Consider the following 24,933-nt stretch of genomic DNA (forward strand, 5'->3'; position numbering starts at 1 on the left):
CCTTAGAGCTTGGAAGCGACGAGTTCGGTCAGGTCGACCAGGCGGTTGGAGTAGCCCCACTCGTTGTCGTACCAGGAAACAACCTTGACCTGGTTGCCGATGACCTTGGTCAGGCCCGAGTCAAAGATGGAGGAAGCCGGGTCGCCGACGATGTCCGAGGACACGATCGGGTCTTCGGTGTAGGTCAGGTAGCCGGCGAGCTTACCTTCAGCAGCGGCAGCCTTGTAGGCAGCGTTGACTTCTTCAACGGTGACCTCGCGGCTCACAGTTGCGGTGAGGTCGGTTGCTGAACCGGTGGGGACGGGTACGCGGATGGCGTAACCATCGAGCTTGCCCTTGAGCTCCGGGAGAACCAGGCCGATAGCCTTGGCAGCACCTGTGGAGGTCGGGATCATGTTGATGGCTGCACCGCGGGCACGGCGGAGGTCGCTGTGCGGGCCGTCCTGCAGGTTCTGATCGGCAGTGTAGGCGTGAACGGTGGTCATGAGACCGCGTTCCAGGCCGAAGTTGTCGTTCAGGACCTTGGCCAGCGGGCCGAGGCAGTTGGTGGTGCAAGAAGCGTTGGAGATGATGTGGTGCGCAGCCGGGTCGTAGAGGTCGTCGTTGACGCCCAAAACGATCGTGATGTCTTCATCGGATGCCGGAGCGGAGATGAGAACCTTCTTGGCGCCAGCATCAATGTGCTTCTGAGCGGCAGCAGCCTTGGTGAAGAAACCGGTTGATTCGATGACAATGTCAACGCCCAGCTCGCCCCAGGGGAGGTTTGCGGGATCGCGCTCGGCCAAGACGGTGATGGTCTTGCCATCAACAACGAGGTGGCCATCGACGACCTCAACGGAAACGGACAGGCGGCCGTTTACGGAGTCGTACTTGAGCAGGTGTGCAAGAGCCTCGGGGCTGGTGAGGTCGTTGACAGCAACAATCTCAATGTCTGCACCCTGAGCCAAAGCTGCACGGAAGTAGTTGCGGCCGATGCGGCCGAACCCGTTAATACCAATACGAGTAGTCACTTATTCTCTCCTTGGTGTTCTGTACGAACACACGTAGTCAGGCTGAAGGACTCCTTCAGCCATTATTTCCCGCACGACGTTGGGCAGAGATTTTTCATGGCGCGGATCGACAAGAGCGCGCCGTGATCTATATTACGTTCCTTGGGGCCCGCCCCGTAAATCAAACGGAGCGGGCGTCCATATATTGGTCACACATACCGCCTTGCGGCGGTTGCGTAGGCTAGAAACTAGCTTACGGCAGGATCAGCGAGCTAGCGTTCTTGCGAGCCGCTTCAAAGCGCATGGAGACATCGGCCCAGTTGACGATGTTCCAGAAAGCCTTGACGTAGTCCGCCTTCACGTTGACGTAGTCCAAGTAGAAGGCGTGCTCCCACATGTCCAGCATCAGCAGCGGGGTGGTAGCTACGGGAACGTTGCCCTGCTGGTCAAAGAGCTGCTCGATGACCATGTTGCCGCCGAGGCCTTCGTAGGACAGCAGCGCCCAGCCGGAGCCCTGGATGCCCATGGCTGCGGCCGAGAAGTGGGCGCGGAAGGCATCGAAGGAGCCGAAAGCATCATCGATGGCTGCTGCGAGCTCGCCTTCAGGCTTGTCGCCGCCTTCGGGAGACAGGTTGTTCCAGAAGATGGAGTGGTTGGTGTGACCACCCAAGTGGAATGCCAAGTCCTTGGAGAACCTGTTGATATTGGCGAAGTTGTTGCTTTCACGGGCTTCGGCAAGCTGCTCAAGGGCCAAGTTGGCGCCAGCTACGTAAGCAGCGTGGTGCTTACTGTGGTGCAGTTCCATGATGCGGGCGGAAATATTGGGCTCCAGGGCAGCATAGTCATAGCTGAGTTCTGGAAGTGTGTACTTAGTCACGGTTCCTCCGTTGCGATTCTTCTGTGGTTTTGCCGTCGGTGCTTTTCACATTCGAAAAGACCAGGCAGTACAAAGCCGGTCATTGCTGACCACGCCTCGTCTCTACTCTTCCATACTAGGCGTGTTAGCCCTCGAGCATGTCAAAAGTGACGTTGGACTCAGTCCCTGGAATGCCAAGATCCTTGGCCTTTTTATCGGCCATGGCCAGCAATCGCCTGATGCGTCCGGCGATAGCGTCCTTGGTCAAGGGCGGGTCGGCGAGTCGGCCCAGCTCATCCAGGCTCGCTTGTTTATGCGCAACGCGCAATGCGCCGGCATATCGCAGATGTTCGGGCACGTCCTCGCCAAGGATCTCCAGGGCCCGATCTACGCGGGCACCAGCGGCCACCGCGGCCTGTGCCGAGCGCCGTAAATTAGCGTCATCAAAGTTCGCCAGACGGTTGGCTGTGGCTCGCACTTCCTTGCGCATGCGTCGTTCTTCCCACACGAGGAAGGTGTCATGGGCGCCCATGCGCACCAGCAGGGCTCCGATCGTGTCGCCATCGCGGATGACCACCCGGTCGATCCCCCGGACGTCGCGGGCCTTGGCCGTAATTCCGAGGCGACGCGCGGCACCAACGAGCGCCAACGCCGCCTCGGGACCCGGGCAGGTCACTTCCAGAGCAGAGGACCGCCCCGGTTCCGTCAGGGAGCCGTGCGCGAGGAAGGCGCCGCGCCAGACGGCCTCGGCGTCCGCCGTCGAGCCGTTGACAACCGCAGAGGGAAGCCCTCGAACGGGGCGGCCACGGCCATCGAGCAGGCCGCTCTGACGGGCGAGAGCCTCGCCGTCGCGCACGACACGCACCACGTAGCGGCTGCCGCGGCGCAATCCGCCACCGGAGACGACAACGATCTCACTCTGGTGCCCGTACATTTCGGCGATGGACGCGCGCAGACGCCGTGCGGTTGCGGCGGTATCGACCTCGGCCTCGATGACGATGCGCCCGGAGATGATGTGCAATCCCCCGGCAAAGCGCAGCAGGGCCGACACTTCCGCCTTGCGCACCGAGGACTTTTTTACGTCCAGCCGGGACAGTTCCTCTTTGACAGCTGCGGTCAGCGCCATGATTCAGCCTTCACTTTCACGTTACTTTTTGGTCCCCAAAAATATCCCGATAGACCGCTGCCAACCGCAGTGGGTCGTGAACAGCTTTCGCGCCGGAACTTCCTACCTTACCGAAAACCACCGTGGCACCAATCATTGCGGCCGCGTCTGTGAATTCGGCAACATCACCCACCGAGTCCGGATCCGCCATGACGACGTCGATCCGAAATTCGGGTGCATAGCGGGCGATGACGTGCAAATGATCAGCGGCGTTCATGCCCGTGGCCTCGAGGTCGTTGACGTCCAGGTTCATGGTGAGCAGGCGTTTGGCCTTCGTGGTGCACAACGCCTCCCGCATTTCCGGCAACAGCAGGTGCGGCAGAACCGAGGTGTACCAGGAACCGGGACCCAAGACGACCCAGTCGGCATCGTGGATGGCCATGACAGCCTCGGTGCAGGCCGGGGCGTTCTCGGGCAGGAGCCGGACATCTTCCAGCTGACCGGCCTTAGCCAAAACGGATTGACCTTGGACCAGCTGGTCTGGTTCACCATCCCGGTTGACGCGCGCCTCGATGGTCAAGGGGACGCTTGCCATGGGCAGCACCTCGCCACGGGCACCCAGCAGGGCGCCGGCCCATCGGAGCCCGGCCACGGTATCGCCGAGGAGCTCCCACAGGGTGACGATCAGCAAGTTGCCCATTGCATGGTTGTCGAGCGAGCCCTTCACACCGTCCCGCGAGGAGAAGCGGTGTTGCATGACATCACGCCAGGTTCTCCCCCAGTCGGTGTCATCGCACAGGGCCGACAGCGCCATGCGGAGGTCGCCGGGAGGCAGCACGTCCAGTTCTTCACGCAGGCGACCTGAGGAGCCTCCGTCGTCGGCCACGGTCACAACGGCGGTGACCTGGCCGGTCACCAGGCGCAGGGCCGAGAGCGAGGCGTAGAGTCCGTGCCCACCGCCCAATGCGGCGACCTTGACGCCTGTCTCCGGGCTGGAGAGTTTCGAGGCCGAGGGGATAATCGGCAAAATCCCTGTGTGCATTATTACTCCCGGCCGAGGTCGCGGTGGCGGATGCCGGTCGTGACGCGCGGCAGCTGTCCGAGGCGCTTGGCCAGTTCGATGGCGACGGCCACGGAGCGGTGCTTGCCTCCGGTGCAGCCGACGGCAATCGTGGCGTAGTGCTTATTTTCTCGGCGGTATCCTTCAAGAACGGGTTCCAGCATGTGCACGAAGCGGTCAACGAAGTCCGCTGCGCCGTTGTCCTTGAGCACGAAGTTGCTGACAGCCTCGTCCTGACCCGTGAGCGGGCGCAGCTGCGGAATCCAATGCGGGTTCGGGATGAAACGCACATCGGCGACGTAGTTGGCATCAACGGGCAGGCCGTATTTAAAGCCAAAGCTCATGACGGTCAGGCTCAGGACGACCGGACCGGATTCGGAGAAGAGTTCTGTGACGGCGGTGCCCAGCTGGTGCACGTTGAGATCAGAGGTGTCCAGGACCATTTCGGCCTGGCTCTTCATCTCGGCGAGCAGCACACGTTCCGCGGCGATGCCGTCGAGGATGCGCCCGTCCTTCTGCAGCGGGTGCGGGCGTCGGCCCTGTTCGAAACGTCGCACGAGCGTGTCGTCGTTCGAGTCGAGGAACAGCACCCGGTATTTCACACCAGCAGCCGAGAGCGCGTTGAGGGATTCACGAATGTCGGCAAAGAGCGCCTTGCCTCGGACATCAACCACAACGGCGAGCTTGGGCAGAGCCGCGGGCATGCGCGAGACGAGCTCAGCCAGCGTGCCCAACATCTGCGGCGGGAGGTTTTCAATCACGTACCAGCCGTGGTCCTCCAGCGCGTTCGCCGCGGTGCTCCGGCCAGCGCCCGACATGCCAGTCACCACCAGCAATTCTGGTTCAACGGGCTTGACCGGAGTGAGGTCTACCGTGCTGGCAGACTCATCGGCTCCGCTATCGGAGGGGTTTTGAAGTTCTGTCATTGCTCTTCCCTGTCACTTGCTGGCTTGGATAAGGGGACATGTCAAGGCCCCACCGCGTCTATGTGTAAGCCTAGCGCCCGCATGCGCCTAGTCCAGAACCTCACCAGTGGTCATGTTCACGGCGGGTGCCGCGTCGGCTCCTGCCTCACCGTCACCATGGACGACGGCGTAAATCGCCTGAGCCAGGACCGGCCCCACCCCTTTGGCCTCGCCCAGTTCCTCGACGCTCGCGGCACGCACCTTCTTGAGCGAGCCAAAGTGAGCCAGCAGGGCCTTTTGCTTGGCGGCACCCAAGCCCGGAACCTGATCCAATACGGATGCCACCATGGCCTTGCCACGCTTGGCCCGGTGGAAGGTGATGGCGAAGCGGTGGGCCTCATCTCGGATGCGTTGGAGCAGGTACAGGCCCTCGGAGGAGCGCGGCAAGATGACCGGGAAATCACTCTCGGGCACCCACACCTCCTCGAGGCGCTTGGCGAGTCCCACCACGGCAACGTCGCTGATTCCTAGATCCGCGAGGGCCCGCGAGGCCGCGTTGACCTGGGGCACACCGCCGTCGACCACGACGAGGTTGGGCGGGTAGGCAAACTTTGACTTGGGCGTCTCGGCGGCGTCCTCGAGACTGGCAGCGGCGACACTGCCGGAGGCGTGGACGGCCTGGGCGCGCTCTTCTTTTTCGCTGAGGTAGTTGCGGAAGCGCCGGGTGATGACGTCATACATCGAGGCGGTGTCGTCAATGGCTGCGGCGCCTGTGATGGCAAATTTGCGGTATTCACTCTTTTTCGCGATGCCGTCCTCGACCACCACCATGGAGGCCACGACATTCGTGCCCTGGACATGGGAGATGTCATAGCACTCGATGCGCAGCAGCGGCATGGGCAGATCGAGCGCCTCCTGTAGCTCCTGCAGGGCCAGGGAACGTGTGGTGAGGTCCCCCGCGCGGCGAGATTTGTGCAGAATCATCGCCTGGCGTGCATTGGCCTGCACGGTATCCATGAGCGCGGCCTTTTCGCCTCTCTGCGGCACCTTGATGGAGACCTTGCCCTGTCGGATTTCGCCCAGCCATTCGGCGAGGTACTCGTGGTTGGCGGGCAGTTCGGGGAGCAAAATCTGGCGCGGAATGGCGTCTTGTTGCGAGCCCTCGCTGCCATACACCTGCTGCATGAGGTGTTCCCACAGCTCGGCGTCGGAGGCGTCCTCGACCTTTTCCACGACCCAGCCGCGTTGACCACGGATCCGGCCACCGCGCACATAAAACACCTGGACGGCGGCCTCGAGATCGTCTTGTTCGACGGCGAAAATGTCGGCATTGGTGTCTTCCGTGAGTACCACGGCATTGCGTTCAAACACCTTGCGAAGGGCAATGATGTCATCGCGCACCCGGGCGGCCTGCTCATAGTCAAGCACGGCGACGGCGTCGGCCATCTTTTTCTCCAGCGTGCCGATGAAGCGCTTCGCCTCACCGCCCATAAAATCGCAGAAGTCCTGCGCGAGGTCTTTGTGTTCCTCGGGGCTGATCCGGCCCACGCACGGGGCGGCACACTTGTCGATGTAGCCCAGCAGACATGGCCGCCCGCTTCGCTCGGCACGGCGCAGCACACCGGCGGAACAGCTGCGTACGGGAAAGACCCGCAGCAATGTGTCCATGGTTTCGCGGATGGCACCGGCCGTGTAGGGCCCAAAGTACTTGGTTCCCTTGCGGCGTTCGCCTCGCATGACCTGCACGCGCGGGTATTTCTCGCTCATCGACACGGCGAGATAGGGGTACGTCTTATCATCCCGGAACGCTAGGTTATAGCGCGGGGAAAATTCCTTGATCCAGGTGAATTCCAGCTGCAGCGCCTCGAGCTCGCTGCCCACAATGGTCCACTGCACGCTGGCCGCGTGGTGCACCATGGCATGAGTTTTCGGCAGCAGGGTCGCGGGGTTCGCAAAATAGCTGTTGAGGCGCGACCGCAGGTTCTTCGCCTTGCCCACATAAATAATGCGCCCGTGCTCGTCGCGAAAACGGTAGACACCCGGGTCGGTGGGAATCTCGCCCGTTTTGGGTCTATAGGAAGCTGGATCGGCCATGACTCACTCGATGTTGGGGCTTTGGTTGTACTTGGGGCTTCGTTCCTGACCGGTCAATTCTGCGATGGCATCCATGATCGTGTCGGTCACGTGCCGTCGGGCCGGCAGGGAATGATCCGGACCGGTCTTCTCAAAGTACAGCGGCTTACCGAAACGCAACGTGAACTTGGCCGGTTTAAATCCCTTGGAGCCGGCGGGCTGCAGCTTCTCGGTGCCGATCACGCCCACGGGGACCACGGGCGCACCGGTGGTCAGCGCCAGCCAGCCCACGCCGGTCCGGCCACGGTACAAGATCCCGTCGCGGGAGCGTGTGCCCTCCGGGTAGATGCCCACGCCCTCGTTGCGGCCCAAAATTTCCAACAGGGTCTTCAGCGCCTGCACGCTGGCGGCCTGCTCGCCACGTTCCACGGGAATGGAGTGCACGGATTCAAAGAACGTCTTCATGAGCTTGCCCTTGACGCCCTTGCCCGTGAAATATTCGGCCTTCGCGAAGAACGACACCGGCCGCGGCGTGAGCGCCTGAACAATCACGGAGTCAAAAAATGACAGGTGATTGGGTGCCACAATAAACGGCCCATCGGTGGGCACATTCTCCAGGCCCTCGATGGTTGGCCGGCACAGCGAACTGATGGTCCCCTTGGTCAGGACTCGTGTCAGATCATAGAGCGCCATGGGCTCCCTTTCCGGATGCTGCGGCGTCGAGCGAGAGCCCCGTCCCAGCGAGTTCGATAGCAAGTTCTTGTGTTGAAAGCACGACGGCGGACACTCCTGCCGCTGCCAGCTCACCTTCCGGAGCGAAACCCCAGGCGACGCCGATGCAGTCTAGCTCGTTACTCCTGGCCCCGTGAACATCTTGATGGCGGTCCCCCACCATGATGGGGGCGGAGACATCGAAGGACTCGGCGGCCAGATCGCGCAGAGCCGCGGCAATGATCTCGGCCTTGCCCGCACGGTAATCAGGATGACCCGGCTTGAGGGTCTCATCGGCGTGCGAGCCTCGGATGATGTGGAAGTACCCGTCGAGACCGTGGTGGGCCAAGAGTTTCTTGGCGAGCGGCTCAGGCTTTTGCGTGGCAACTGCCAGGGCGACGCCGTCGGACTTTAACTGGCCCAGCAGCTCCGGGATGCCCGGGTACACCCGCGACATGGCCATGCCCTCGCTCGTGTACCACTGGCGGTACACGGCGATGACCTCATCGACCTTGTCGGCGGGCACGTCCAGGATCGTCATGAGAGCGTCGGCCAGCTTGGGACCGATCATGGACTGCAGGACCTCGGGCTCGGGAACCGGCAGCTCGAGGGCGCTCAGGGCGCGGGCAATGCCGCCCGTGATGCCTCCGGCAGGGTCAACGAGGGTTCCGTCGAGGTCGAAGAGGACAGCCGTGCGGGGCCCTCCAGAATCCGGGCCCGAACGGTTCAGGGCATCACGATTGAGGGCAGAAGAAGCAGTAGTCACGTCCATAGTTTCTCACGGCCGAGCCGCACCCTCCCGCATCCATACCAGAGACGGCATATCTCAGCCGTCTCTGAACACCGGCCCCTCCCTCCCAAGCTAGACGTCCAGGACCTCGCGCAGGAACGTGGCCGTGTAGCTGTCGTTGCTCTTGGCGACCTTTTCTGGGGTACCCGAGGCAATGACGCGTCCGCCGCCGGTGCCACCGTCGGGGCCCAGGTCAACGATCCAGTCGGAGCTCTTGATGACATCGAGGTTATGTTCGATGACGATCACGGTGTTGCCCTTGTCGACGAGACCCTGCAGCACCAGCAACAACTTGCGAATGTCCTCGAAGTGCAGGCCCGTGGTGGGTTCGTCGAGCACGTAAATGCTGCGGCCGTTGGAGCGCTTCTGGAGTTCCGCGGCCAGCTTGACGCGCTGCGCCTCACCTCCGGAGAGGGTCGTGGAGGCCTGTCCCAACCTCACGTACCCCAGTCCGACGTCCACCAGAGTACGCAGGTGCCGGGCAATCGGGGTGAAGGCGGCGAAGAACTCGGCACCTTCCTCGATGGGCATGTTCAATACGTCGGCGATGGACTTGCCCTTGTAGTGCACCTCGAGGGTTTCGCGGTTGTATCGGGCGCCGTGGCACACCTCGCAAGGCACGTACACGTCGGGCAGGAAGTTCATCTCGATCTTGAGTGTTCCATCACCCGTGCAGGCCTCACAACGGCCGCCCTTGACGTTGAAGGAGAAGCGGCCCGGCTGGTAGCCGCGCATCTTGGATTCGTTCGTCTCGGCGAAAAGCTTGCGGATGTTGTCAAAGACGCCCGTGTAGGTGGCCGGGTTGGAGCGCGGGGTGCGGCCGATGGGGCTCTGATCAACGTGCACCACCTTGTCCAGGTGTTCTAGACCGTCCACGCGCAGGTGACGACCGGCCACCTGCTTGGCTCCGTTGAGCTTGTTCGCCAACACCTTGTACAGAATCTCGTTGACGAGCGTGGACTTACCCGAGCCGCTGACGCCTGTTACGGCCGTCAGGACGCCGAGCGGGAACTTCACGTCGATATTCAGGAGGTTGTTTTCGCGGGCACCGATCACCGCGAGCTCACGCTTTTTGTCGTACTTGCGACGCTTCTGCGGCAGGGCAATGCTCTTGCGCCCGGACAAGTAGTCGCCCGTGAGGGAGCGGGTATTGGCCAGCAGATCCGGCAAGGAACCAGAGTGCACCACTTCGCCACCGTGCTCACCGGCGCCGGGGCCAATGTCCACAATCCAGTCGGCTTCCTTGATGGTGTCCTCGTCGTGCTCCACGACGATCAAGGTGTTGCCCAGATCCCGCAGCCGGGTCAGGGTTTCAATGAGGCGGCGGTTATCGCGCTGATGCAGACCGATGGACGGCTCATCCAGGACGTACAACACGCCCACCAGGCCGGAGCCAATCTGTGTGGCCAGCCGGATCCGCTGAGCCTCGCCACCGGAGAGCGTGGCCGAAGCACGTTCCAGATTGAGGTATTCCAGACCCACATCGAGCAGGAACTTCAGGCGCGCCTGGATTTCCTTCAGAACCTGGCTGGCGATCTGCGCCTCGCGGCCCGTCAGGACCAGGTTGGAGAGGAAGTTGAAGCAATCGCGCATGGAGAGCGCACAGACCTCGGCGATGGATTTGCCGTTGATCAAGACCGAGAGTGAGGCCGGATTCAGGCGTGCGCCGCCACAGGCCGGGCACGGAATCTGGCGCATGTACTCTTCGTAGCGGTCCCTGGCCGAATCTGATTCGGTTTCGGTGTGCTTGCGATGGATGTACTGAATGGCACCCTCAAAGCCGGTGCTGTATTTGCGTTCCCGGCCAAAACGGTTCTTGTACTGCACCACGACTTTGTGGTCCTTGCCGTACAAAATGGCGGTGCGGGCGGCGTCCTCGAGCTTGTTCCAAGGTGTGTCCAACTCAAAGTCGAGCTCGGATGAGAGCCCCTCGAGCAGGCGGTTCCAATATTCGGTCGTGGCGGTACCCAACGACCACGGGGCGATGGCACCTTCGCGCAGTGACAGGAACGGATTGGGGACGACGAGCTCCTCGTCCACCTCCAGCTTCGTGCCGATACCGCTACAGGCGCTGCACGCACCAAAGGGGTTGTTGAAGGAGAAGGAGCGCGGCTCGATCTCATCGATCGCCAACGGGTGCTCGTTGGGGCAGGCCAGGTTTTCCGAGAAGGAGCGGATGCGTCCGGCATCCCCCTCGGCCAGGTCCACGAGTTCCACAAGGACGCGTCCTTCGGCCAGGCCCAGCGCCGTTTCTACCGAGTCGGTGAGGCGTTGCTGGATGCCGTCCTTGACGACCAGACGGTCAATCACTACCTCGATGGTGTGCTTGAAGGTCTTCTTGAGCTTCGGAGCATCGCTTAACTGGAGTTGTTCGCCGTCGACCTTGGCTCGTGAATAACCCTTTGCCGTGAGCTCCTTGAAAAGCTCCACGAACTCGCCCTTGCGGTCGCGGACCACGGGGGCCAGGATCTGGAAGCGGGTGCCCTCGGGCATCTCCAGCAGCTGGTCGACAATTTGCTGCGGCGTCTGCTTGGCGATCGGCTCACCACAGACGGGACAGTGCGGCGTTCCCACACGGGCCCAGAGCAGGCGCATGTAGTCGTAAATCTCGGTAATGGTACCGACGGTAGAGCGCGGGTTTTTGGACGTCGACTTTTGATCGATGGACACCGCCGGGGACAGGCCCTCGATGAAATCGACGTCGGGCTTGTCCACCTGGCCCAGGAATTGGCGGGCGTAGGCCGAGAGCGACTCGACATAGCGGCGCTGTCCCTCGGCGAAGATCGTATCGAAGGCCAGGGAGGACTTGCCTGATCCGGACAGGCCGGTGAAGACGATCATGGAGTCGCGGGGCAGGTCAAGATCGACGTTGCGAAGGTTATTCTCACGCGCTCCCTTGACCACCAGACGGGATAGGTCCGGGCGAGTTAAAGCAATTTCGGGGGTTTCAGACTGGGCCATTATTTCCTTCACATCGCTGACTGCCACGACGCCGGCGTGACAAGGGCACGGCCGCTTTGGCGCCGTGCAGTGCAAACAATATTGAGTGTAATCGAAAGTTCGTTCGAACGCATGCTGATTTTTCTCGTGCGGCTAACTGCGTTCCAGGGCCGCCGTCACGATCTTGAGGGCTTGGCTTGTTGGCATCCCCAAATCACGCACGACGGCGGCAAACGCGTCCGCGGCACTCGCCACCTGGGCGGCAATCATGTCACCACCGGAGGCAACAGCGGTTCCGCTGCGACCCGCCGTGATGACCACTCCGGTCTGCTCTAACTCGCGATAGGCGCGGGCCACCGTGTTGGCGGCAACGCCAAGATCTGTGGCCAGGGAACGGACCGAGGGCAGCTTGGTTCCCACGGCAAATTCCCCTGATGAGGCCAGATCGAGGATTCGCAACTTGATCTGCTCAAAGGGTGGAACGCTCGATTCCGTATCGAGGCGCCAACGTCGCATCATGACATCCATGGCATTCATACCGGGCTCGCCTCTTCCACCATTGGCGCCACCAAATGGTGGCTAGTTACTGATCGTAATTGAAAGCACCGCGAGCCAACAGTTAGTCATGGCTGAAATCACTTCTTCTGCCGCTAGATATGTGACACTTACCGAATGGACGAGAACGTAGCGGGAGCCCTGCATCATATTGAGCTATGGGTACCAAGCATAGAACGCGCCACGGTTGAGTGGGGCTGGATGCTGACAACTCTGGGATACTCACTCGATCAAAATTGGGGCAAGGGAGCTAGCTGGCGTCGGGGCAGCAGCTATCTAGTCACCGAGGAATCTCCCGCTATGAGCGCTCACCAGCATGAGCGGACAGCTCCCGGGCTCAATCATCTCGCGTTCCATGCCGGATCGAGAGAAAGGGTTGATGCCTTGGTCGTGGCCGCAATGGCGCATGGCTGGAAGCAGCTCTTCGCCGAGAAGTATCCGCACGCTGGCGGCGACGATCACTACGCCGCGTATCTGGTCAATTCCGATGGCTTCGAAGTTGAGCTCGTCGCGGAGGCCGGCTCCGAGTCCTCGTGATGCGTGCCTTAGCCGTCCACCAGTTGAGGCCAGTTGCTCGCGAAGTACGTGATGAATTGCTCCGATAATTTCTCCGCCCGGAGGTGCTCCCGTGTCACGGGGAAGGATGGCGCGCGATAGCTAGGGTCAGTCATGGCTTGGTGGGCGAATGCATGGTCGGCGATGGCGGCCTTGCCAATGTAGGCCAGGTCAGCGCCCCGATCGAGCACCTGCTGCACGTCCTCGGCGCTGGTGATTTGCCCCGCGACGCCAAGAACGGTTCCGTGGCGCGGCACGTCCACGAAGTGCTCGAGGAGGGTTCGACTTCCCTCGAGGGCATGCGCCGGAAGCTTATCGACATCCCAGAGTGAGAGGTCGAGGATGTCGATGGTCCCGCTAGCCATGAGCTCGCCAACAAGCGCAACCATGTCCTCCAGAACCAGACCGTAGCGTTCAACGGACAGGCGGAGCCCAACATGAAAATCCGGTCCGGTTCGTTCCCGGATCGCGGCGACGACTTCTTTGACGAAACGACTCCGCCCAACGGGGTCACTGCCGTAGCCGTCGTCTCGGAGGTTGTTGGAGGCGTCGAGGAATTGGCCGACGAGGTAACCATGTCCGCCGTGCACCTCGATGCCGTCGATGCCGGCTTGTTCAGCTCGTGCCGCGGCCGCGGCGAAATCTTCGACTGCTTGCTGAACCTCGGTGGTTGTCATGGCTCTAACTCCGGTCTGTGCATCGTCCCAGGGACCCACGACGTCCTGACCAGATAAGTTTTTCTCCGCCCGCACGCCACCATGATGCAGCTGCACCGAGGACCTGCCACCGGCAGCGGCGATGGCCACAGCCAGACGCTCCAGCCCGGGGAGGTGGGCATCGGATGAGATCCCCAATTGGCCGGGCCAGACTTGTCCCGCTGGATGCACATACGCGGCCGCTGTCTGCAAGAGGCCAAACCCGCCGTCAGCGCGGGCGATCAGCCAGGCAAGCTCGTCCTCCGACAACGTGCCGTCCGGGTGACTCTGCTGATTGGTCATGGGCGCGAGGACCAATCGATTGGGTAGGGCCCGGCCGTGGCGTAGCGGCAGCGGATCTGACAGGAAAGTCATATGGCTCCTCGGAGATGAAAGTCTGTTAGTCAAGGTTCAATCGCGTCACAACGCTCTCACTCAGAACCACATCATGCGGCGCTGTCTTGAGAACCCCTGAATCCGTGTCAACGCCCTGGGCGGCCAGAATCTTCCGCAGGTATTCCCAGTGGGCCGCAATTGCTTCCTCCATGGTTTGCTCGCCATACGGTTCATCGGGGCCCACAACATCGCGCGCTGTCTGTTCAATCTCCGCGGACGTAGCCTCAGCCCATCGCTGATTGGAATTCCAACCACGATCATCCAGCACTAATATGAGTCGCCCATCTTTTAGTTCGGCAAAGAGGGACACCGAGACAGAGAGACTTGGAGAGTGGGAGCTCTCGTTAGCCTCAACAATGCTGACGAATCTGGACAGTGTGACCATGGCGAGTTCCCCTACTGTTTTCCCTGAAATTTGAGATTGCGTGTTGCCCGTCAATGACAGCTAGCGACGCCGTTTGGCCCGGGCGCCGAACTCGTCCAGGACACGCACGACGTCCTTCGCCAGCCACAGCCGATTCCGTTTGCCTGTGGAAATTTGTGCCAACACGTCGGCGTCGACCAAGCGATTGATGGCCTGCTGCGCGTTGACGCTGGAAATCCCCAGCTGCGCTGCAGCCGTGACACTGTCAATGACGGGCTGGCGCAGCAACACATCCACGAGTCGATACGCAGAAGAGTCACGACGTGCCTTCACTCGCTCACGCCACCCCAGTCGCACGGTTTCAAGATCCGCCACCAGAATGCGCCCGTTGTGCACTGCGGCAAATGCCGCATCGGCGATAGCGCGAACGATCGGGGAGATATCCCCCGCCCGGTAAGCGCCAAGCGCCTCGAAATAACTTGCGGTGTCATGCAACAACCCGGCAGACACCGGAACGGCAACATTTCGGGTGAGCTGTCCACCTCGTAACATCGCTTGAATCAAGGCGCGACCGACTCGACCATTACCGTCAGGGAAAGGGTGGATGGTTTCAAATTGCGCGTGAGCAAGGGCGGTCTGCACCAGAACCGGCAGATCTAAGCGATTCGCGAACACCGCAAGATCGTCCATGAGCACCGGCACCCGGTCATGATGCGGAGGAACAAACTGTGCCGTGTGGGGTCCTAGGCTGCCGCCACCGATCCACACCTGCTGATCGCGCCAGCGACCCACGATCTCGGGGTTGCTCTCTTCCAGTAAGGCCCGATGCATCTCGATGATGGCCTGTCCATCGATGGACTCCGACAAAGCCAAGGCAGCCTGCATGGCGCGCACATTGCCCACGATTAGCTGCGCATTTTTCGAGGCATGGGCACCGAGTTCTGCGAGGGCAATCTGCCGAGCACCGCTGCTGAGGTTTTCAATTTCAGAACTTGAGGCACTTTCGGTCCGCAGCAAGATCGCGGCGAAGGGTGCTGCAATTTGTCCCACCTCGGCATCAAAACGGGCCAGTTCCGTGGCGGCTTCTTCACTCAATGCCTGCAGCTCACCCTCGAGGTGAACGTCCAGGGCAGCAATGGCGGGCGGCACGGCGGCCAGATACGGGCCGGCCACACGTCGCTTCTCTGTGCGCGAGCCATAGCTATCCTGATCAGACCGCCAGGGCCGCTCTTCGAAGCTCAGCGGTGGCCATCCCAAATTGTTCTCAACCGTTGCCATAGCCTAATCATATCAATGCTTAGCTAATTATCCATTGCTATGGAATTCTTTTATGGCTGGATATCGCGATATTTTGGCCCTGGCTAGCCATAGAGCTCGAATCCCACGACCCCTCCAACCGTGGCGCGTTCGGTTTGTTGACGCGCCTGATCTACGACAGATTCGTCACTGAGAGCCATCAAATACTGTTGATGTTCGGCAAGAGAGGCCACGGCCTTGTCGATGCTTGACTGTGAGACTTTTTGGGCATGTGTCGGCGCCGGGGACATGACGGCAACCCAGCGGGCCTTGTGGCGTGGCAGCCTCTCGGCCAGCAGTTCGGGAAAGATCCATTCGTTGTCGGCATCTCCGACGGCGTCGAGAACTGCCCGTCCCACGGCACGGTGGTCGGCCGTGTTCCACTGCCCAGGACCCCATTCGTCCCGGTGGTTCAACGTCAGGACCAGATCGGGGCGCGCCCGCCTGATCTCGCGAGCAAAATCCCGACGCAGCGCCAAGCCTTCTTCGATGCGACCATCGGGATGGTCAAGAAACACCAAATCCGTCACGCCCACCCGAGCGCAGGCATTTTCCTGTTCCATACTGCGCAACGGCGCAGATTCCTCGGGAGCCAGGCCCGCAATTCCGGCCTCGCCCCGCGTGGCGAGAACATAGCTGATGTGTTTCCCGGCGGCGATCCACTCGGCCACCGCGGCAGCCATGCCATATTCGGGATCGTCAGGGTGAGCCACAATGACCAACGCCCTCTGCCAGTCCTGCGGAAATTCCAGGAGCTCGGTCATTGTTTCTCTCCCACCATAAAGATGCGACGGAACGGAAAGACCGTGCCAAATTCGCCGGCCGGATAGGCTTCCGCAAGCAGCGCCGCATAGTCACGTTCGAAGTCCACGCTATCAGCGGGACCCAAAGCCGCCAGAACGGGTCGCAGGCCGGTGCCGCGCACCCACTCGAGCACGGGATTTTCGCCCGTGAGTAGCTGGCTATACGTGGTTTCCCACACGTCCACCTGCGCCCCGCCGCGGATGAAGAGCTCGTGATATTCGCTGGGCTCCCCCACCGCGTCATCGTGGCGCAACACGCCCTCCAGCCGATCTCGCCACGTCGCGCTTTCCGCGAGCTCGCGCATGAGGACGTGCGACGGCGCCCCGAAGTTCCCGGGCACCTGGACACCCAGCCACGCACCCGGGCGCAGAGCCGCCAACCAGCCAGACATCAGTTCACGATGCCCCGGCACCCACTGCAGCGCGGCATTGGAGACCACCACGTCGGTGTCCTCAGCCGGTGACCACTGGGCAATATCGCCCAATTCAAAGTGCAAGCCTGGGGCGGGACGGGCGGTCGTGATCATCGCCTCGGAGCTGTCGATTCCCAGCACGGTAGCCTCGGGCCACCGCAGCGCCAGGGTGGCGGTGAGATTTCCCGGACCACAGCCGAGGTCTACCACCTGCGAAGGGTTCTGCGCAGCGATACGAGAGGTCAGATCAAAGAATGGTCTGTCACGAAAATCACTGAACTGTACGTATTTTGCCGGTTCCCAGAGAAATGCTTGTTCGCTCATGGCGCCATCCTGCCACATACCGTTACTCCGCGGCAGCACTAAGCGCCTAAGCTGGGAGAACCATGAATCTTCTTGAACAGCTTGCCACCCTGAATCCGCAAACCTCAACCGATGACGACGTTCTGGACGCGTTTTTGGAGTGGACACTTGAAAAGGGCTTGGAGCTGTACCCCGCTCAGGAGGAAGCCGCGCTCGAGCTGGTCAGCGGAAACAACGTCATCCTGTCCACCCCCACGGGTTCGGGTAAGTCCATGGTGGCCATCGCCGCCCACTTCAACGCCATGGCTCGTGGTGCCGCGAGCTACTACACGGCTCCCATCAAGGCGCTCGTGTCGGAAAAGTTCTTTGCCCTGTGCGAGATCTTTGGCGCAGAAAACGTCGGCATGATCACCGGCGACTCCTCCGTCAACCAGGACGCGCCCATCATCTGCTGCACGGCGGAAATCCTGGCGAACATTGCGCTGCGCGAAGGTGAGAATGCCGACGTCGGCGTTGTCATCATGGATGAGTTCCATTACTACTCTGACCCGCAGCGTGGCTGGGCCTGGCAGCTGCCCCTCCTGGAATTGCCGCAGTCGCAGTTCCTGCTCATGAGCGCAACGCTCGGTGACGTCAGCCGTTTCGAGCGCGAGCTGACAGAGCTGACCAACCGCACCACCACCACGGTCTCTTCTGGCGAACGCCCCATCCCGCTGCATTACTACTATGTCCAGACCGGCGTGCACGAATCCCTCGAGGAGCTGCTCGCCACCAAGCAGGTCCCGGTCTATGTGGTGCATTTTAGCCAGGCCGAGGCGATCGACCGCGCCCAGAACCTGATGAGCATCAACGTCTGCACCCGCGAGGAAAAGGACAAGATTGGCGAGCTCATGGCGGGCTTCCGTTTCTCCGCCGGCTTCGGCAAGACGCTCAACCGTCTGGTCCGCCACGGCATTGGTGTACACCACGCCGGCATGCTGCCCAAGTACCGTCGCCTCGTGGAGCAGTTGGCCCAAGCTGGCCTGCTGAAGGTCATCTGCGGCACCGACACCTTGGGCGTTGGCATCAATGTGCCCATCCGTACGGTTTTGTTGACGGCGCTGAGCAAGTACGACGGCGTCCGCACTCGCGTCTTGCAAGTGCGAGAGTTCCAACAGATCGCGGGCCGTGCGGGCCGCGCCGGTTATGACACGGCCGGAACCGTCATTGTGCAGGCTCCCGAGCACGTCATTGAAAACGCCAAGTCCATGGCGAAGGCCGTCGCGAAGTTTGGCGACGATCAAAAGAAGCTCCGCCAGGTGGTCAAGAAGAAGCCGCAGCAGGGCTTTGTCAGCTGGGGCGAGCCCACGTTCACCCGTCTGGCAGAATCCGTTCCGGAACCTTTGACCTCCAGCTTCACCATCACGCACGCCATGCTGCTGAACCTCTTGGAGCGCCCGGGCGATCCCTTCCAGGCCGCCAAGACCTTGCTCACTCAGAACCATGAGTCGCCGTCGAAGCAGCGCGTCCTCATGCGCAAGGCCATCGGCATGTACCGAGAATTGCTCGGCGCCGGCGTGGTCGAACGCATTCCCGAGGACGAGCTCGAAGCCGATGGTCGCACGGTACGCCTGACGGTCCACCTGCAGATGAACTTTGCGCTCAACCAGCCGCTCTCCCCCTTCGCGTTGGCCGCCCTGGATCTGTTGGATCAAGAGTCCCCCAGCTACGCCCTCGACGTCATCTCCGTCATCGAGTCAACGCTGGAGAAGCCGCGCCAGATCCTGTCCGCCCAACTCAAGCGCGAACGCACCGAAAAGGTTGCGGCCATGAAGAGCGAGGGCATCGAGTACGACGAACGCATGGCGATCCTCGACGAGGTCACCTACCCCATGCCGCTCTCGGAGCTGCTGTTTGGCGCCTTCGAGGTCTACCGTAAGGCGTCGCCGTGGATGGGTGACTTTGAGCTGACGCCCAAGTCCATCATTCGCGATATGTACGAGCGCGCCATGAACTTTGGCGAATATGTCCAGTACTACTCGCTGGCCCGTTCCGAGGGCATCGTGCTGCGATACCTGACGGACGCGTACAAGGCGCTGCGCCAGACCGTACCCCAGGATGCGCTCCGCGAGGACCTTGAGGACATCATCTCCTGGCTCGGCGAGCTGGTCCGCCAGGTCGATTCCAGCCTGCTCGACGAGTGGGAAAAGATGACGAACGGCGAGAGCTCGGACGTTGTGGAGGAAACGGCTCTTCCCCCGGCCCCGCCGCGCCTCACCGACAATGCCAGGGCCTTCCGGGTCATGGTCCGCAATGAGATGTTCCGCCGCGTGGAGCTCGCGGCCGACGACGACTTTGAGGCTCTTGCAGCGCTCGACGGCGACCACGGCTGGGATGCCGATCGTTGGGCCGATGCTTTGGATGAGTACTGGGACGAACACGAGTTCATCGAGTCCGGCGCGGCCGCTCGTGGCCCGGCGCTCTTGACCATCACCACGGCGGAGGACACCTGGGATGTGCGCCAAACCATCGTTGACCCGGAAGGCAACCACGACTGGTTTATGCGAGCCACAGTGGATCTGGACGCGTCGAATGAGGCGGGTGCCGCCGTCGTGCATTTCAAGGAATTCAGCCGAATGTGAGGTGCGCGATAAGCTCGTTCTATGAGTCTTCTTCGCACCGCTGTGCCCGCCGATGTCCCCGCAATTCTTGGCATGATCCAGGATCTGGCTGTTTATGAAAAGGAGCCGGATGCCGTAAAAAACACCGCTGACATGCTGAATGCCAGCCTCTTCGGCGACAACCCTCAGGTGTTTGCCCACGTGGTGGACTCGCCCACTGCGGGCGAGCCCATCGTGGGCTTCGCGCTGTGGTTCCTGAACTACTCCACGTGGGAGGGAACCCACGGAATCCACCTCGAGGATCTCTATGTGCGCCCCGAGGCTCGCGGCGGCGGCTATGGCAAGATGCTGTTGCGCGAATTGGCCAGGATCGCCGTGGAGCGCGGTTATGCCCGCGTTGAGTGGAGCGTGCTCGACTGGAACGAGCCGTCGATCAACTTCTACAAGGCGCTGGGCGCCAACCCCATGGATGGTTGGCATGTCTTCCGCCTCGACGGCGCCGAACTGACCGCCTTCGGAAGCGCAACGGCAGCGGAGGTCACGGCATGAGCGCCGCGGAGTCGTACCTCGTCCGGGGCCTGCGCGTGCAGGACCACCGCTTCACGGCACCCCTCGATCATGCTCATCCCGAGGGACCCTCGATCACCCTTTTTGCCCGGGAATTGAGCGACCCCGAGGGCAAGGATTTGCCGTGGTTGCTGTTCCTGCAGGGTGGCCCCGGCGGTAAGGGCAACCGTCCCACAGGTCTCAACGGTTGGCTTGCCGAGGCGGCCAAGTCTTTCCGGATCCTGATGCTCGACCAGCGAGGCACCGGATTGTCCACCCCGGTCAATCGCCAAACTCTGCCCCGGGTCGGCAACCTGGCGGCTCAGGCCGACTACCTCTCGCACTTCCGCGCCTCGGACATTGTGGCCGATGCCGAGCTCATCCGCGCCGAACTGGGGTCCGGTCCATGGAGCATTTTCGGCCAGAGCTACGGCGGCTTCTGCGCCCTGACGTACCTGTCCTTTGCCCCGGAAGGCTTGAAGGAGGTCCTCATCACCGGTGGCCTCGGCCCGCTGTCCGGCCCGGCAGATCAGGTCTATCAGGCCACCTTTGAGCGCCTGCGTCGCCGCAATGCCGAATACTTTGCCAAGTACCCGGCCGATCGCGAGCTGCTGACCCAGCTGATGCGCCACGTCTCCGACGTCCCCGAATTCCTTCCAACAGGCGAACAGCTGACCCCCGAGCGCGTGCAGATGTTGGGTAACTATCTCGGTGGCAACACCCGGTTTGATGCCCTGCACTTTGTCTTCGAGGACGTTTTCCTTGACACGCTCGACGGCGCCCGCCTCTCCGACAACTTCCTGGCCACCGTGGCCAGCTATGTGGGACGCGCCGCCAATCCGCTGTACGCCTTGATGCACGAGTCCATTTACGTTCAGGGAGCCGCCAGCAACTGGGCCGCCGCACGAGTTTTGGCGGCCAATCCGGATTTCCGCCCCGACGCTGCCGAACCGCTGCTGACCGGCGAGGCCATCTATCCCTGGTACTTCGAACAGGATCCGGCACTGCTTCCGCTGCGCGAGTTGGCCGATGTTTTGGCTGCCCGCACGGAAGGCTGGGGTGCGCTCTACGACCTTGAACAGCTGGCCCGCAATACGGTTCCCGTCGCGGCTGCCGTGTACTCCGACGACATTTTCGTGGACCGTGAGATCTCACTCGCCACGGCGGCCGCCGTCAAGGGCCTCCATGTGTGGGAAAGTGCTGATTTCCACCACGACGGTATTGCCGACGACGGCGAAGGGATCTTCGCGCGCCTACTTCGCCTGGTCCGCGCCTAGCGCTAAGCTCCCGCGTAGCCTGCGGGAGCTTAGCACCCGCTTGCGCCCGTTGACCCGTCACATGACGCCCCTAAACCTCGTTCAGAGGGGCGTCACGTGGCGAGTCAACACGGAGTAAGTCACGTTCGACGCCGAGAACCCACCCAGGCGCCGAGCCGGGACTTTCCGTCAGGGTTCTCCGCCAACGACTGCCGGTTCGTCCGACTAGGCGTGGCCGGCTTCTCGCATCTGACGTAGTTCCTTCTTCAGATCGCCCACCTCATCACGCAGGCGGGCGGCCAGCTCGAAGTGGAGGTCGGCGGCGGCACCGTGCATCTGGGCGGTGAGTTCCTCAATGAGGGAGATGAGCTCAGCAGCGGGACGGGACGCCCCGCCGTCGGACGTCTTTTTCTTGCCGCCCTTACTGGAGCCTTCACGCTTCAAGCGAGCTTCCTCAAGCAGGGCCGCGGTGTCGGCATCCTCGCGGGCCAACTGATCGGTGATGTCGGCGATCTTCTTGCGCAGGGGCTGCGGGTCGATGCCGTGCTTCTTGTTGTAGCTGACCTGGATTTCTCGGCGGCGATTCGTCTCCTCGATCGCGAACTCCATGGATGCCGTGATGCGATCGGCATACATGTGCACCTCGCCGGAGACGTTACGTGCCGCACGACCGATCGTTTGAATGAGCGAGGTGGAGGACCGCAGGAAGCCTTCCTTGTCGGCGTCGAGGATACTCACGAGCGAGACTTCTGGCAGGTCAAGGCCTTCACGAAGCAGGTTAATACCGACCAAGACATCGAAGACACCCATGCGCAACTCACGCAGCAATTCCACACGGCGCAGGGTATCGACGTCGGAGTGTAGGTACTCGACCTTGATGTTGTTGCCCAACAGGTAGTTGGTCAGATCCTCGGACATGCGCTTCGTCAGGGTTGTCACGAGAACACGTTCATTCTTGGCTGTACGCTTGCGGATCTCAACCAACAGGTCGTTGATCTGGTCTTGCGAGGGCTTGACGATGATCTCGGGATCGATCAGGCCCGTGGGGCGAATAATCTGCTGCACGTACCCATCAGAGACACCCAGCTCGTACTTGCCCGGCGTGGCCGAAAGGTACACCGTCTGGCCAATGCGCTCCAGGAATTCATCCCATTTCAGGGGGCGGTTGTCCATGGCTGATGGCAGCCGGAAGCCGTGGTCGACGAGGGTGCGCTTGCGGGACATATCGCCCTCATACATGGCACCGATCTGAGGAACCGTCACGTGAGACTCGTCGATCACCAGCAGGAAGTCGTCCGGGAAGTAGTCGATGAGACAGTGCGGGGCACTTCCTTGGTCACGGCCATCGATGTGCCTGGAATAGTTCTCGATGCCGTTGCAGAAGCCCATCTGCTCCATCATTTCCAGGTCATAGGTGGTGCGCATGCGCAGTCGCTGGGCTTCGAGGAGCTTGTTCTGGCTTTCAAGTTCCTTGGTTCGAGTGGCAAGCTCGTCCTCAATCTGCTTGACGGCTCGGGACATCCGCTCGGGTCCGGCAACATAGTGCGACGCCGGGAAGACGTACATCTCGTTTTCTTCCCGGATGATCTCGCCCGTGAGCGGATGCAGGGTGTAGATGTTCTCAATTTCATCGCCGAAGAACTCGACGCGGATGGCCTGCTCTTCGTACATGGGGATGATCTCCACGGTGTCGCCGCGGACGCGGAACGTCCCGCGATGGAAGTCAATGTCATTGCGGGTGTATTGCATGCTGACGAATTTGCGCAGCAGATCATCGCGGTTCATCTGATCCCCACGGGTCAGCGTCACCATGCCGGCGACGTATTCCTCCGGAGTACCCAAGCCATAAATGCAGGACACCGTGGCGACGACGATGACGTCACGGCGGGTCAGCAGCGCATTCGTGGCGGAGTGACGCAGCCGTTCAACTTCCTCATTGACCGAGGAGTCTTTTTCAATGAAGGTGTCCGACTGGGGTACATACGCCTCAGGCTGGTAGTAGTCGTAGTAGGAAACGAAGTACTCAACAGCATTGTTGGGTAGTAACTCCCTGAACTCATTGGCCAGCTGCGCGGCCAGGGTCTTGTTTTGCACCAACACCAAGGTGGGACGCTGCACCTGTTCAATCAACCAGGCCGTGGTCGCGGACTTTCCCGTGCCGGTGGCGCCTAGGAGTACAACGTCCTTTTCACTGTTGTTAATCCGTTCCGTCAGCTCCTTGATCGCCGTGGGCTGATCACCGGCAGGCTTGAATTCGCTGATGACTTCAAAAGGGGCAACGACGCGGTTAATTTCTTGGGCAAGACTCATGGCATTAACGCTACATCCCTCCGGCACCGCTGCAAGCTCTGTCCGCCACAAGCATGGGTCAATCTCTCGAAAGATATTCCGTACGGGGGACCATTTCTATGTGAGTATAGGAATCAGCATTTCTTAGGACCCTTCGTTTTCACGGTACGAGAGGAAATCATGTCCCAGAATCCCGAGCAACCCTACGTCCAGCCCACCTACGGCACACCGTATGGCGCCATGTCGGCTCCACCGCAGGAAGACCCCGGCAAGACGCTAGGCATCATCGGTTTAGTGATGTGCTTTGTCGTGTCGTTGGCGGGGCTCATCATCTCGATCATCGCTAAGAAGAAGTCCGAAGAGGCCGGCTTCATGGACAACACGCCTGCCAAGATTGGTGTCATCCTCGGCTGGATCTTCACCATTCTTGGCTTCCTTGGCCTGGTCGGATACGTCATCTTCATCGTGGTGCTTGTTGGGTCAAGCTCAACTGACCTCTAGAAGCGTCACGGTGGCTTGCACTGCCGGATCGGCTGATGCCAACAGCATGGCTGGTCCTGAAGACCGGGGGAACCATCCGGCAGTGCCTAAAGCCTGCATGATCGCGGCCCTGTCGCGTCCATTTTTCAGGCTCAGCTGATACTCCAGAGGTGCTGCATCCCCGGCAAGCTGGCTCAGCGTCACGTCGAACGGCTCTACCACCTTGCCAAGGCGTCGGGCCAGCCGCTCCCCCGCTGCCACGCTGGCCGCACCGGGCAGCGAAAGCTCGTCATGCTCTGTCGCGGCTTGTTGTGCCCTGAGATTGACAGCAAATGGCAGCAGTCGCTCATGCCACAGCACATCGAGCTCCGCCATCGCCTGCTCGGCCACGCCATCGTTGATGATGAGCACGTCAGCAACGGCGGCGCGTTCGGCGTCACTCGCCTGCGCTGAGATCCGGGACAGGGCTTCATCCCGGCTCATGCCCCGATGGCTCACCATGCGGCTCACCCGTGTTTCCAGCGGCGCCTGCACCACCACGACGAGGTGAAAATTGGCGCCTTGCCCCGATTCGACCAGCAGCGGAATGTCTTGAACGACGATGGCATCGGGGTCGGCCCCTCGCTTGATTTCAGCGGCGGCCGCCCGCACCCGAGGGTGAACTATGGCGTTGAGAGTCTGGAGCGCCTCGCCGTCGGCAAAGACGAGCGAACCTAACACCGGGCGGTTGAGCGTCCCATCGGCTAAGAGAATCTCTGACCCAAAGCGTTCCACGATGGCCGCCAACCCGGGCGTGCCCAGGGCCACGACGTCCCTAGCTAGCTGGTCGGCGTCAATGACGACGGCGCCCAGCTCACGAAAGCGGTTGGCAAGCAGTGATTTGCCGGCGGCGATGCCACCGGTCAGTCCCAAGGAAAGCATGACTCCATCTTATCCAGCCGGGTCACCCAGAT

Annotated in this window: 22 protein-coding genes; 5 read left to right on the forward strand and 17 right to left on the reverse strand. The window is 61.4% G+C overall.

What is annotated here, in order from left to right; genetic code table 11:
- Positions 1-2 precede the first annotated feature (2 nt).
- The 10 genes from gap to CVS30_RS10155 form a co-directional block, all read right to left on the reverse strand.
- Positions 3-1,010: a type I glyceraldehyde-3-phosphate dehydrogenase gene (gap, locus tag CVS30_RS10110; protein WP_110485216.1), complete on the reverse strand. Its 1,008-nt coding sequence runs from the start codon at positions 1,008-1,010 to the stop codon at positions 3-5.
- Positions 1,011-1,242: 232 nt separating this feature from the next.
- Entirely contained in the window at positions 1,243-1,866 is a 624-nt protein-coding gene (locus CVS30_RS10115) for a superoxide dismutase (RefSeq protein ID WP_110485217.1), read from the reverse strand.
- A gap of 124 nt (positions 1,867-1,990) precedes the next feature.
- Complete coding sequence (gene whiA, locus CVS30_RS10120) at positions 1,991-2,971, reverse strand: DNA-binding protein WhiA (protein ID WP_110485218.1); 981 nt, start codon at positions 2,969-2,971, stop codon at positions 1,991-1,993.
- Positions 2,972-2,987: 16 nt separating this feature from the next.
- Positions 2,988-3,992 carry a gluconeogenesis factor YvcK family protein gene (locus CVS30_RS10125; RefSeq protein ID WP_110485219.1) on the reverse strand — a complete coding sequence of 335 codons (1,005 nt, stop codon included), beginning with the start codon at positions 3,990-3,992 and terminating at the stop codon, positions 2,988-2,990.
- Positions 3,993-3,994: 2 nt separating this feature from the next.
- A complete protein-coding gene (gene rapZ / locus CVS30_RS10130) occupies positions 3,995-4,936 on the reverse strand; it encodes an RNase adapter RapZ (protein WP_110485220.1) in 942 nt (313 codons plus the stop codon).
- Positions 4,937-5,023: 87 nt separating this feature from the next.
- Complete coding sequence (gene uvrC, locus CVS30_RS10135) at positions 5,024-7,009, reverse strand: excinuclease ABC subunit UvrC (RefSeq protein ID WP_110485221.1); 1,986 nt, start codon at positions 7,007-7,009, stop codon at positions 5,024-5,026.
- Positions 7,010-7,012: 3 nt separating this feature from the next.
- Positions 7,013-7,681 (reverse strand): lysophospholipid acyltransferase family protein, encoded by a 669-nt coding sequence (locus CVS30_RS10140; RefSeq protein WP_110485222.1) that lies wholly within the window; start codon positions 7,679-7,681, stop codon positions 7,013-7,015.
- The gene (locus CVS30_RS10145) at positions 7,668-8,465 is read right to left on the reverse strand and encodes an HAD hydrolase-like protein (RefSeq protein ID WP_245934543.1); all 798 of its coding nucleotides are present in this window, start codon (positions 8,463-8,465) and stop codon (positions 7,668-7,670) included. The genes CVS30_RS10140 and CVS30_RS10145 overlap by 14 nt, the downstream gene beginning before the upstream one ends.
- A gap of 96 nt (positions 8,466-8,561) precedes the next feature.
- A complete protein-coding gene (gene uvrA, locus CVS30_RS10150; protein ID WP_110485224.1) occupies positions 8,562-11,450 on the reverse strand; it encodes an excinuclease ABC subunit UvrA in 2,889 nt (962 codons plus the stop codon).
- 132 nt (positions 11,451-11,582) lie between these two features.
- Entirely contained in the window at positions 11,583-11,966 is a 384-nt protein-coding gene (locus CVS30_RS10155) for a GntR family transcriptional regulator (RefSeq protein ID WP_245934544.1), read from the reverse strand.
- Between the two features lie 135 nt (positions 11,967-12,101).
- Here CVS30_RS10155 and CVS30_RS10160 point away from each other — a divergent pair, with 135 nt between their 5' ends.
- Positions 12,102-12,521, forward strand: coding sequence for a VOC family protein (locus tag CVS30_RS10160; protein WP_110485225.1), 420 nt, complete (start codon positions 12,102-12,104; stop codon positions 12,519-12,521).
- Between the two features lie 8 nt (positions 12,522-12,529).
- Here the strand turns inward: CVS30_RS10160 and CVS30_RS10165 are convergent, their stop codons facing one another.
- From CVS30_RS10165 to CVS30_RS10185, 5 genes are all read right to left on the reverse strand, one after another.
- Entirely contained in the window at positions 12,530-13,609 is a 1,080-nt protein-coding gene (locus tag CVS30_RS10165) for an NADH:flavin oxidoreductase (protein WP_110485226.1), read from the reverse strand.
- Between the two features lie 25 nt (positions 13,610-13,634).
- Positions 13,635-14,015, reverse strand: a complete 381-nt coding sequence (locus CVS30_RS10170) for a hypothetical protein (protein ID WP_110485227.1) — start codon at positions 14,013-14,015, stop codon at positions 13,635-13,637.
- Positions 14,016-14,075: 60 nt separating this feature from the next.
- Complete coding sequence (locus CVS30_RS10175) at positions 14,076-15,272, reverse strand: Fic family protein (RefSeq protein WP_110485228.1); 1,197 nt, start codon at positions 15,270-15,272, stop codon at positions 14,076-14,078.
- Positions 15,273-15,355: 83 nt separating this feature from the next.
- A complete protein-coding gene (locus tag CVS30_RS10180) occupies positions 15,356-16,054 on the reverse strand; it encodes a PIG-L deacetylase family protein (protein ID WP_110485229.1) in 699 nt (232 codons plus the stop codon).
- Positions 16,051-16,830: a trans-aconitate 2-methyltransferase gene (locus tag CVS30_RS10185; RefSeq protein ID WP_110485266.1), complete on the reverse strand. Its 780-nt coding sequence runs from the start codon at positions 16,828-16,830 to the stop codon at positions 16,051-16,053. The genes CVS30_RS10180 and CVS30_RS10185 overlap by 4 nt, the downstream gene beginning before the upstream one ends.
- Positions 16,831-16,892: 62 nt before the next feature.
- Between CVS30_RS10185 and CVS30_RS10190 the strand changes: the two genes are divergently transcribed.
- Genes CVS30_RS10190 through CVS30_RS10200 form a run of 3 tightly spaced genes read left to right on the forward strand, consistent with a single transcriptional unit; the run spans position 16,893 to position 21,232 of the window.
- Positions 16,893-19,430, forward strand: a complete 2,538-nt coding sequence (locus CVS30_RS10190; RefSeq protein WP_110485230.1) for a DEAD/DEAH box helicase — start codon at positions 16,893-16,895, stop codon at positions 19,428-19,430.
- A gap of 21 nt (positions 19,431-19,451) precedes the next feature.
- Positions 19,452-19,958 (forward strand): GNAT family N-acetyltransferase, encoded by a 507-nt coding sequence (locus tag CVS30_RS10195; protein ID WP_110485231.1) that lies wholly within the window; start codon positions 19,452-19,454, stop codon positions 19,956-19,958.
- A complete protein-coding gene (locus CVS30_RS10200) occupies positions 19,955-21,232 on the forward strand; it encodes an alpha/beta fold hydrolase (RefSeq protein WP_110485232.1) in 1,278 nt (425 codons plus the stop codon). The genes CVS30_RS10195 and CVS30_RS10200 overlap by 4 nt, the downstream gene beginning before the upstream one ends.
- A 204-nt stretch (positions 21,233-21,436) precedes the next feature.
- Here the strand turns inward: CVS30_RS10200 and uvrB are convergent, their stop codons facing one another.
- A complete protein-coding gene (gene uvrB / locus CVS30_RS10205; protein ID WP_110485233.1) occupies positions 21,437-23,521 on the reverse strand; it encodes an excinuclease ABC subunit UvrB in 2,085 nt (694 codons plus the stop codon).
- A gap of 159 nt (positions 23,522-23,680) precedes the next feature.
- Here uvrB and CVS30_RS10210 point away from each other — a divergent pair, with 159 nt between their 5' ends.
- Positions 23,681-24,001: a DUF4190 domain-containing protein gene (locus tag CVS30_RS10210; protein ID WP_110485234.1), complete on the forward strand. Its 321-nt coding sequence runs from the start codon at positions 23,681-23,683 to the stop codon at positions 23,999-24,001.
- Here CVS30_RS10210 and coaE read toward each other — a convergent pair.
- Complete coding sequence (gene coaE, locus CVS30_RS10215) at positions 23,987-24,901, reverse strand: dephospho-CoA kinase (protein ID WP_110485235.1); 915 nt, start codon at positions 24,899-24,901, stop codon at positions 23,987-23,989. The two genes, CVS30_RS10210 and coaE, sit on opposite strands and share 15 nt — an antisense overlap.
- Positions 24,902-24,933 lie beyond the last annotated feature (32 nt).

It is taken from the genome of Arthrobacter psychrolactophilus (genome assembly GCF_003219795.1).
Classification (GTDB): Bacteria; Actinomycetota; Actinomycetes; order Actinomycetales; family Micrococcaceae; genus Specibacter; species Specibacter psychrolactophilus.

Coding starts and splice junctions, on each gene's coding strand:
- CVS30_RS10200 (WP_110485232.1), top strand. CDS start 19,955: ATGAGCGCCGCGGAGTCGTACCTCGTCCGGGGCCTGCGCGTGCAGGAC.
- CVS30_RS10170 (WP_110485227.1), bottom strand. CDS start 14,015: ATGGTCACACTGTCCAGATTCGTCAGCATTGTTGAGGCTAACGAGAGC.
- CVS30_RS10125 (WP_110485219.1), bottom strand. CDS start 3,992: ATGCACACAGGGATTTTGCCGATTATCCCCTCGGCCTCGAAACTCTCC.
- CVS30_RS10190 (WP_110485230.1), top strand. CDS start 16,893: ATGAATCTTCTTGAACAGCTTGCCACCCTGAATCCGCAAACCTCAACC.
- uvrB (WP_110485233.1), bottom strand. CDS start 23,521: ATGAGTCTTGCCCAAGAAATTAACCGCGTCGTTGCCCCTTTTGAAGTC.
- CVS30_RS10185 (WP_110485266.1), bottom strand. CDS start 16,830: ATGAGCGAACAAGCATTTCTCTGGGAACCGGCAAAATACGTACAGTTC.
- CVS30_RS10210 (WP_110485234.1), top strand. CDS start 23,681: ATGTCCCAGAATCCCGAGCAACCCTACGTCCAGCCCACCTACGGCACA.
- rapZ (WP_110485220.1), bottom strand. CDS start 4,936: ATGACAGAACTTCAAAACCCCTCCGATAGCGGAGCCGATGAGTCTGCC.
- CVS30_RS10195 (WP_110485231.1), top strand. CDS start 19,452: ATGAGTCTTCTTCGCACCGCTGTGCCCGCCGATGTCCCCGCAATTCTT.
- whiA (WP_110485218.1), bottom strand. CDS start 2,971: ATGGCGCTGACCGCAGCTGTCAAAGAGGAACTGTCCCGGCTGGACGTA.
- coaE (WP_110485235.1), bottom strand. CDS start 24,901: ATGCTTTCCTTGGGACTGACCGGTGGCATCGCCGCCGGCAAATCACTG.
- CVS30_RS10165 (WP_110485226.1), bottom strand. CDS start 13,609: ATGACTTTCCTGTCAGATCCGCTGCCGCTACGCCACGGCCGGGCCCTA.
- uvrA (WP_110485224.1), bottom strand. CDS start 11,450: ATGGCCCAGTCTGAAACCCCCGAAATTGCTTTAACTCGCCCGGACCTA.
- CVS30_RS10160 (WP_110485225.1), top strand. CDS start 12,102: ATGGACGAGAACGTAGCGGGAGCCCTGCATCATATTGAGCTATGGGTA.
- CVS30_RS10180 (WP_110485229.1), bottom strand. CDS start 16,054: ATGACCGAGCTCCTGGAATTTCCGCAGGACTGGCAGAGGGCGTTGGTC.
- CVS30_RS10155 (WP_245934544.1), bottom strand. CDS start 11,966: ATGAATGCCATGGATGTCATGATGCGACGTTGGCGCCTCGATACGGAA.
- uvrC (WP_110485221.1), bottom strand. CDS start 7,009: ATGGCCGATCCAGCTTCCTATAGACCCAAAACGGGCGAGATTCCCACC.
- CVS30_RS10175 (WP_110485228.1), bottom strand. CDS start 15,272: ATGGCAACGGTTGAGAACAATTTGGGATGGCCACCGCTGAGCTTCGAA.
- CVS30_RS10140 (WP_110485222.1), bottom strand. CDS start 7,681: ATGGCGCTCTATGATCTGACACGAGTCCTGACCAAGGGGACCATCAGT.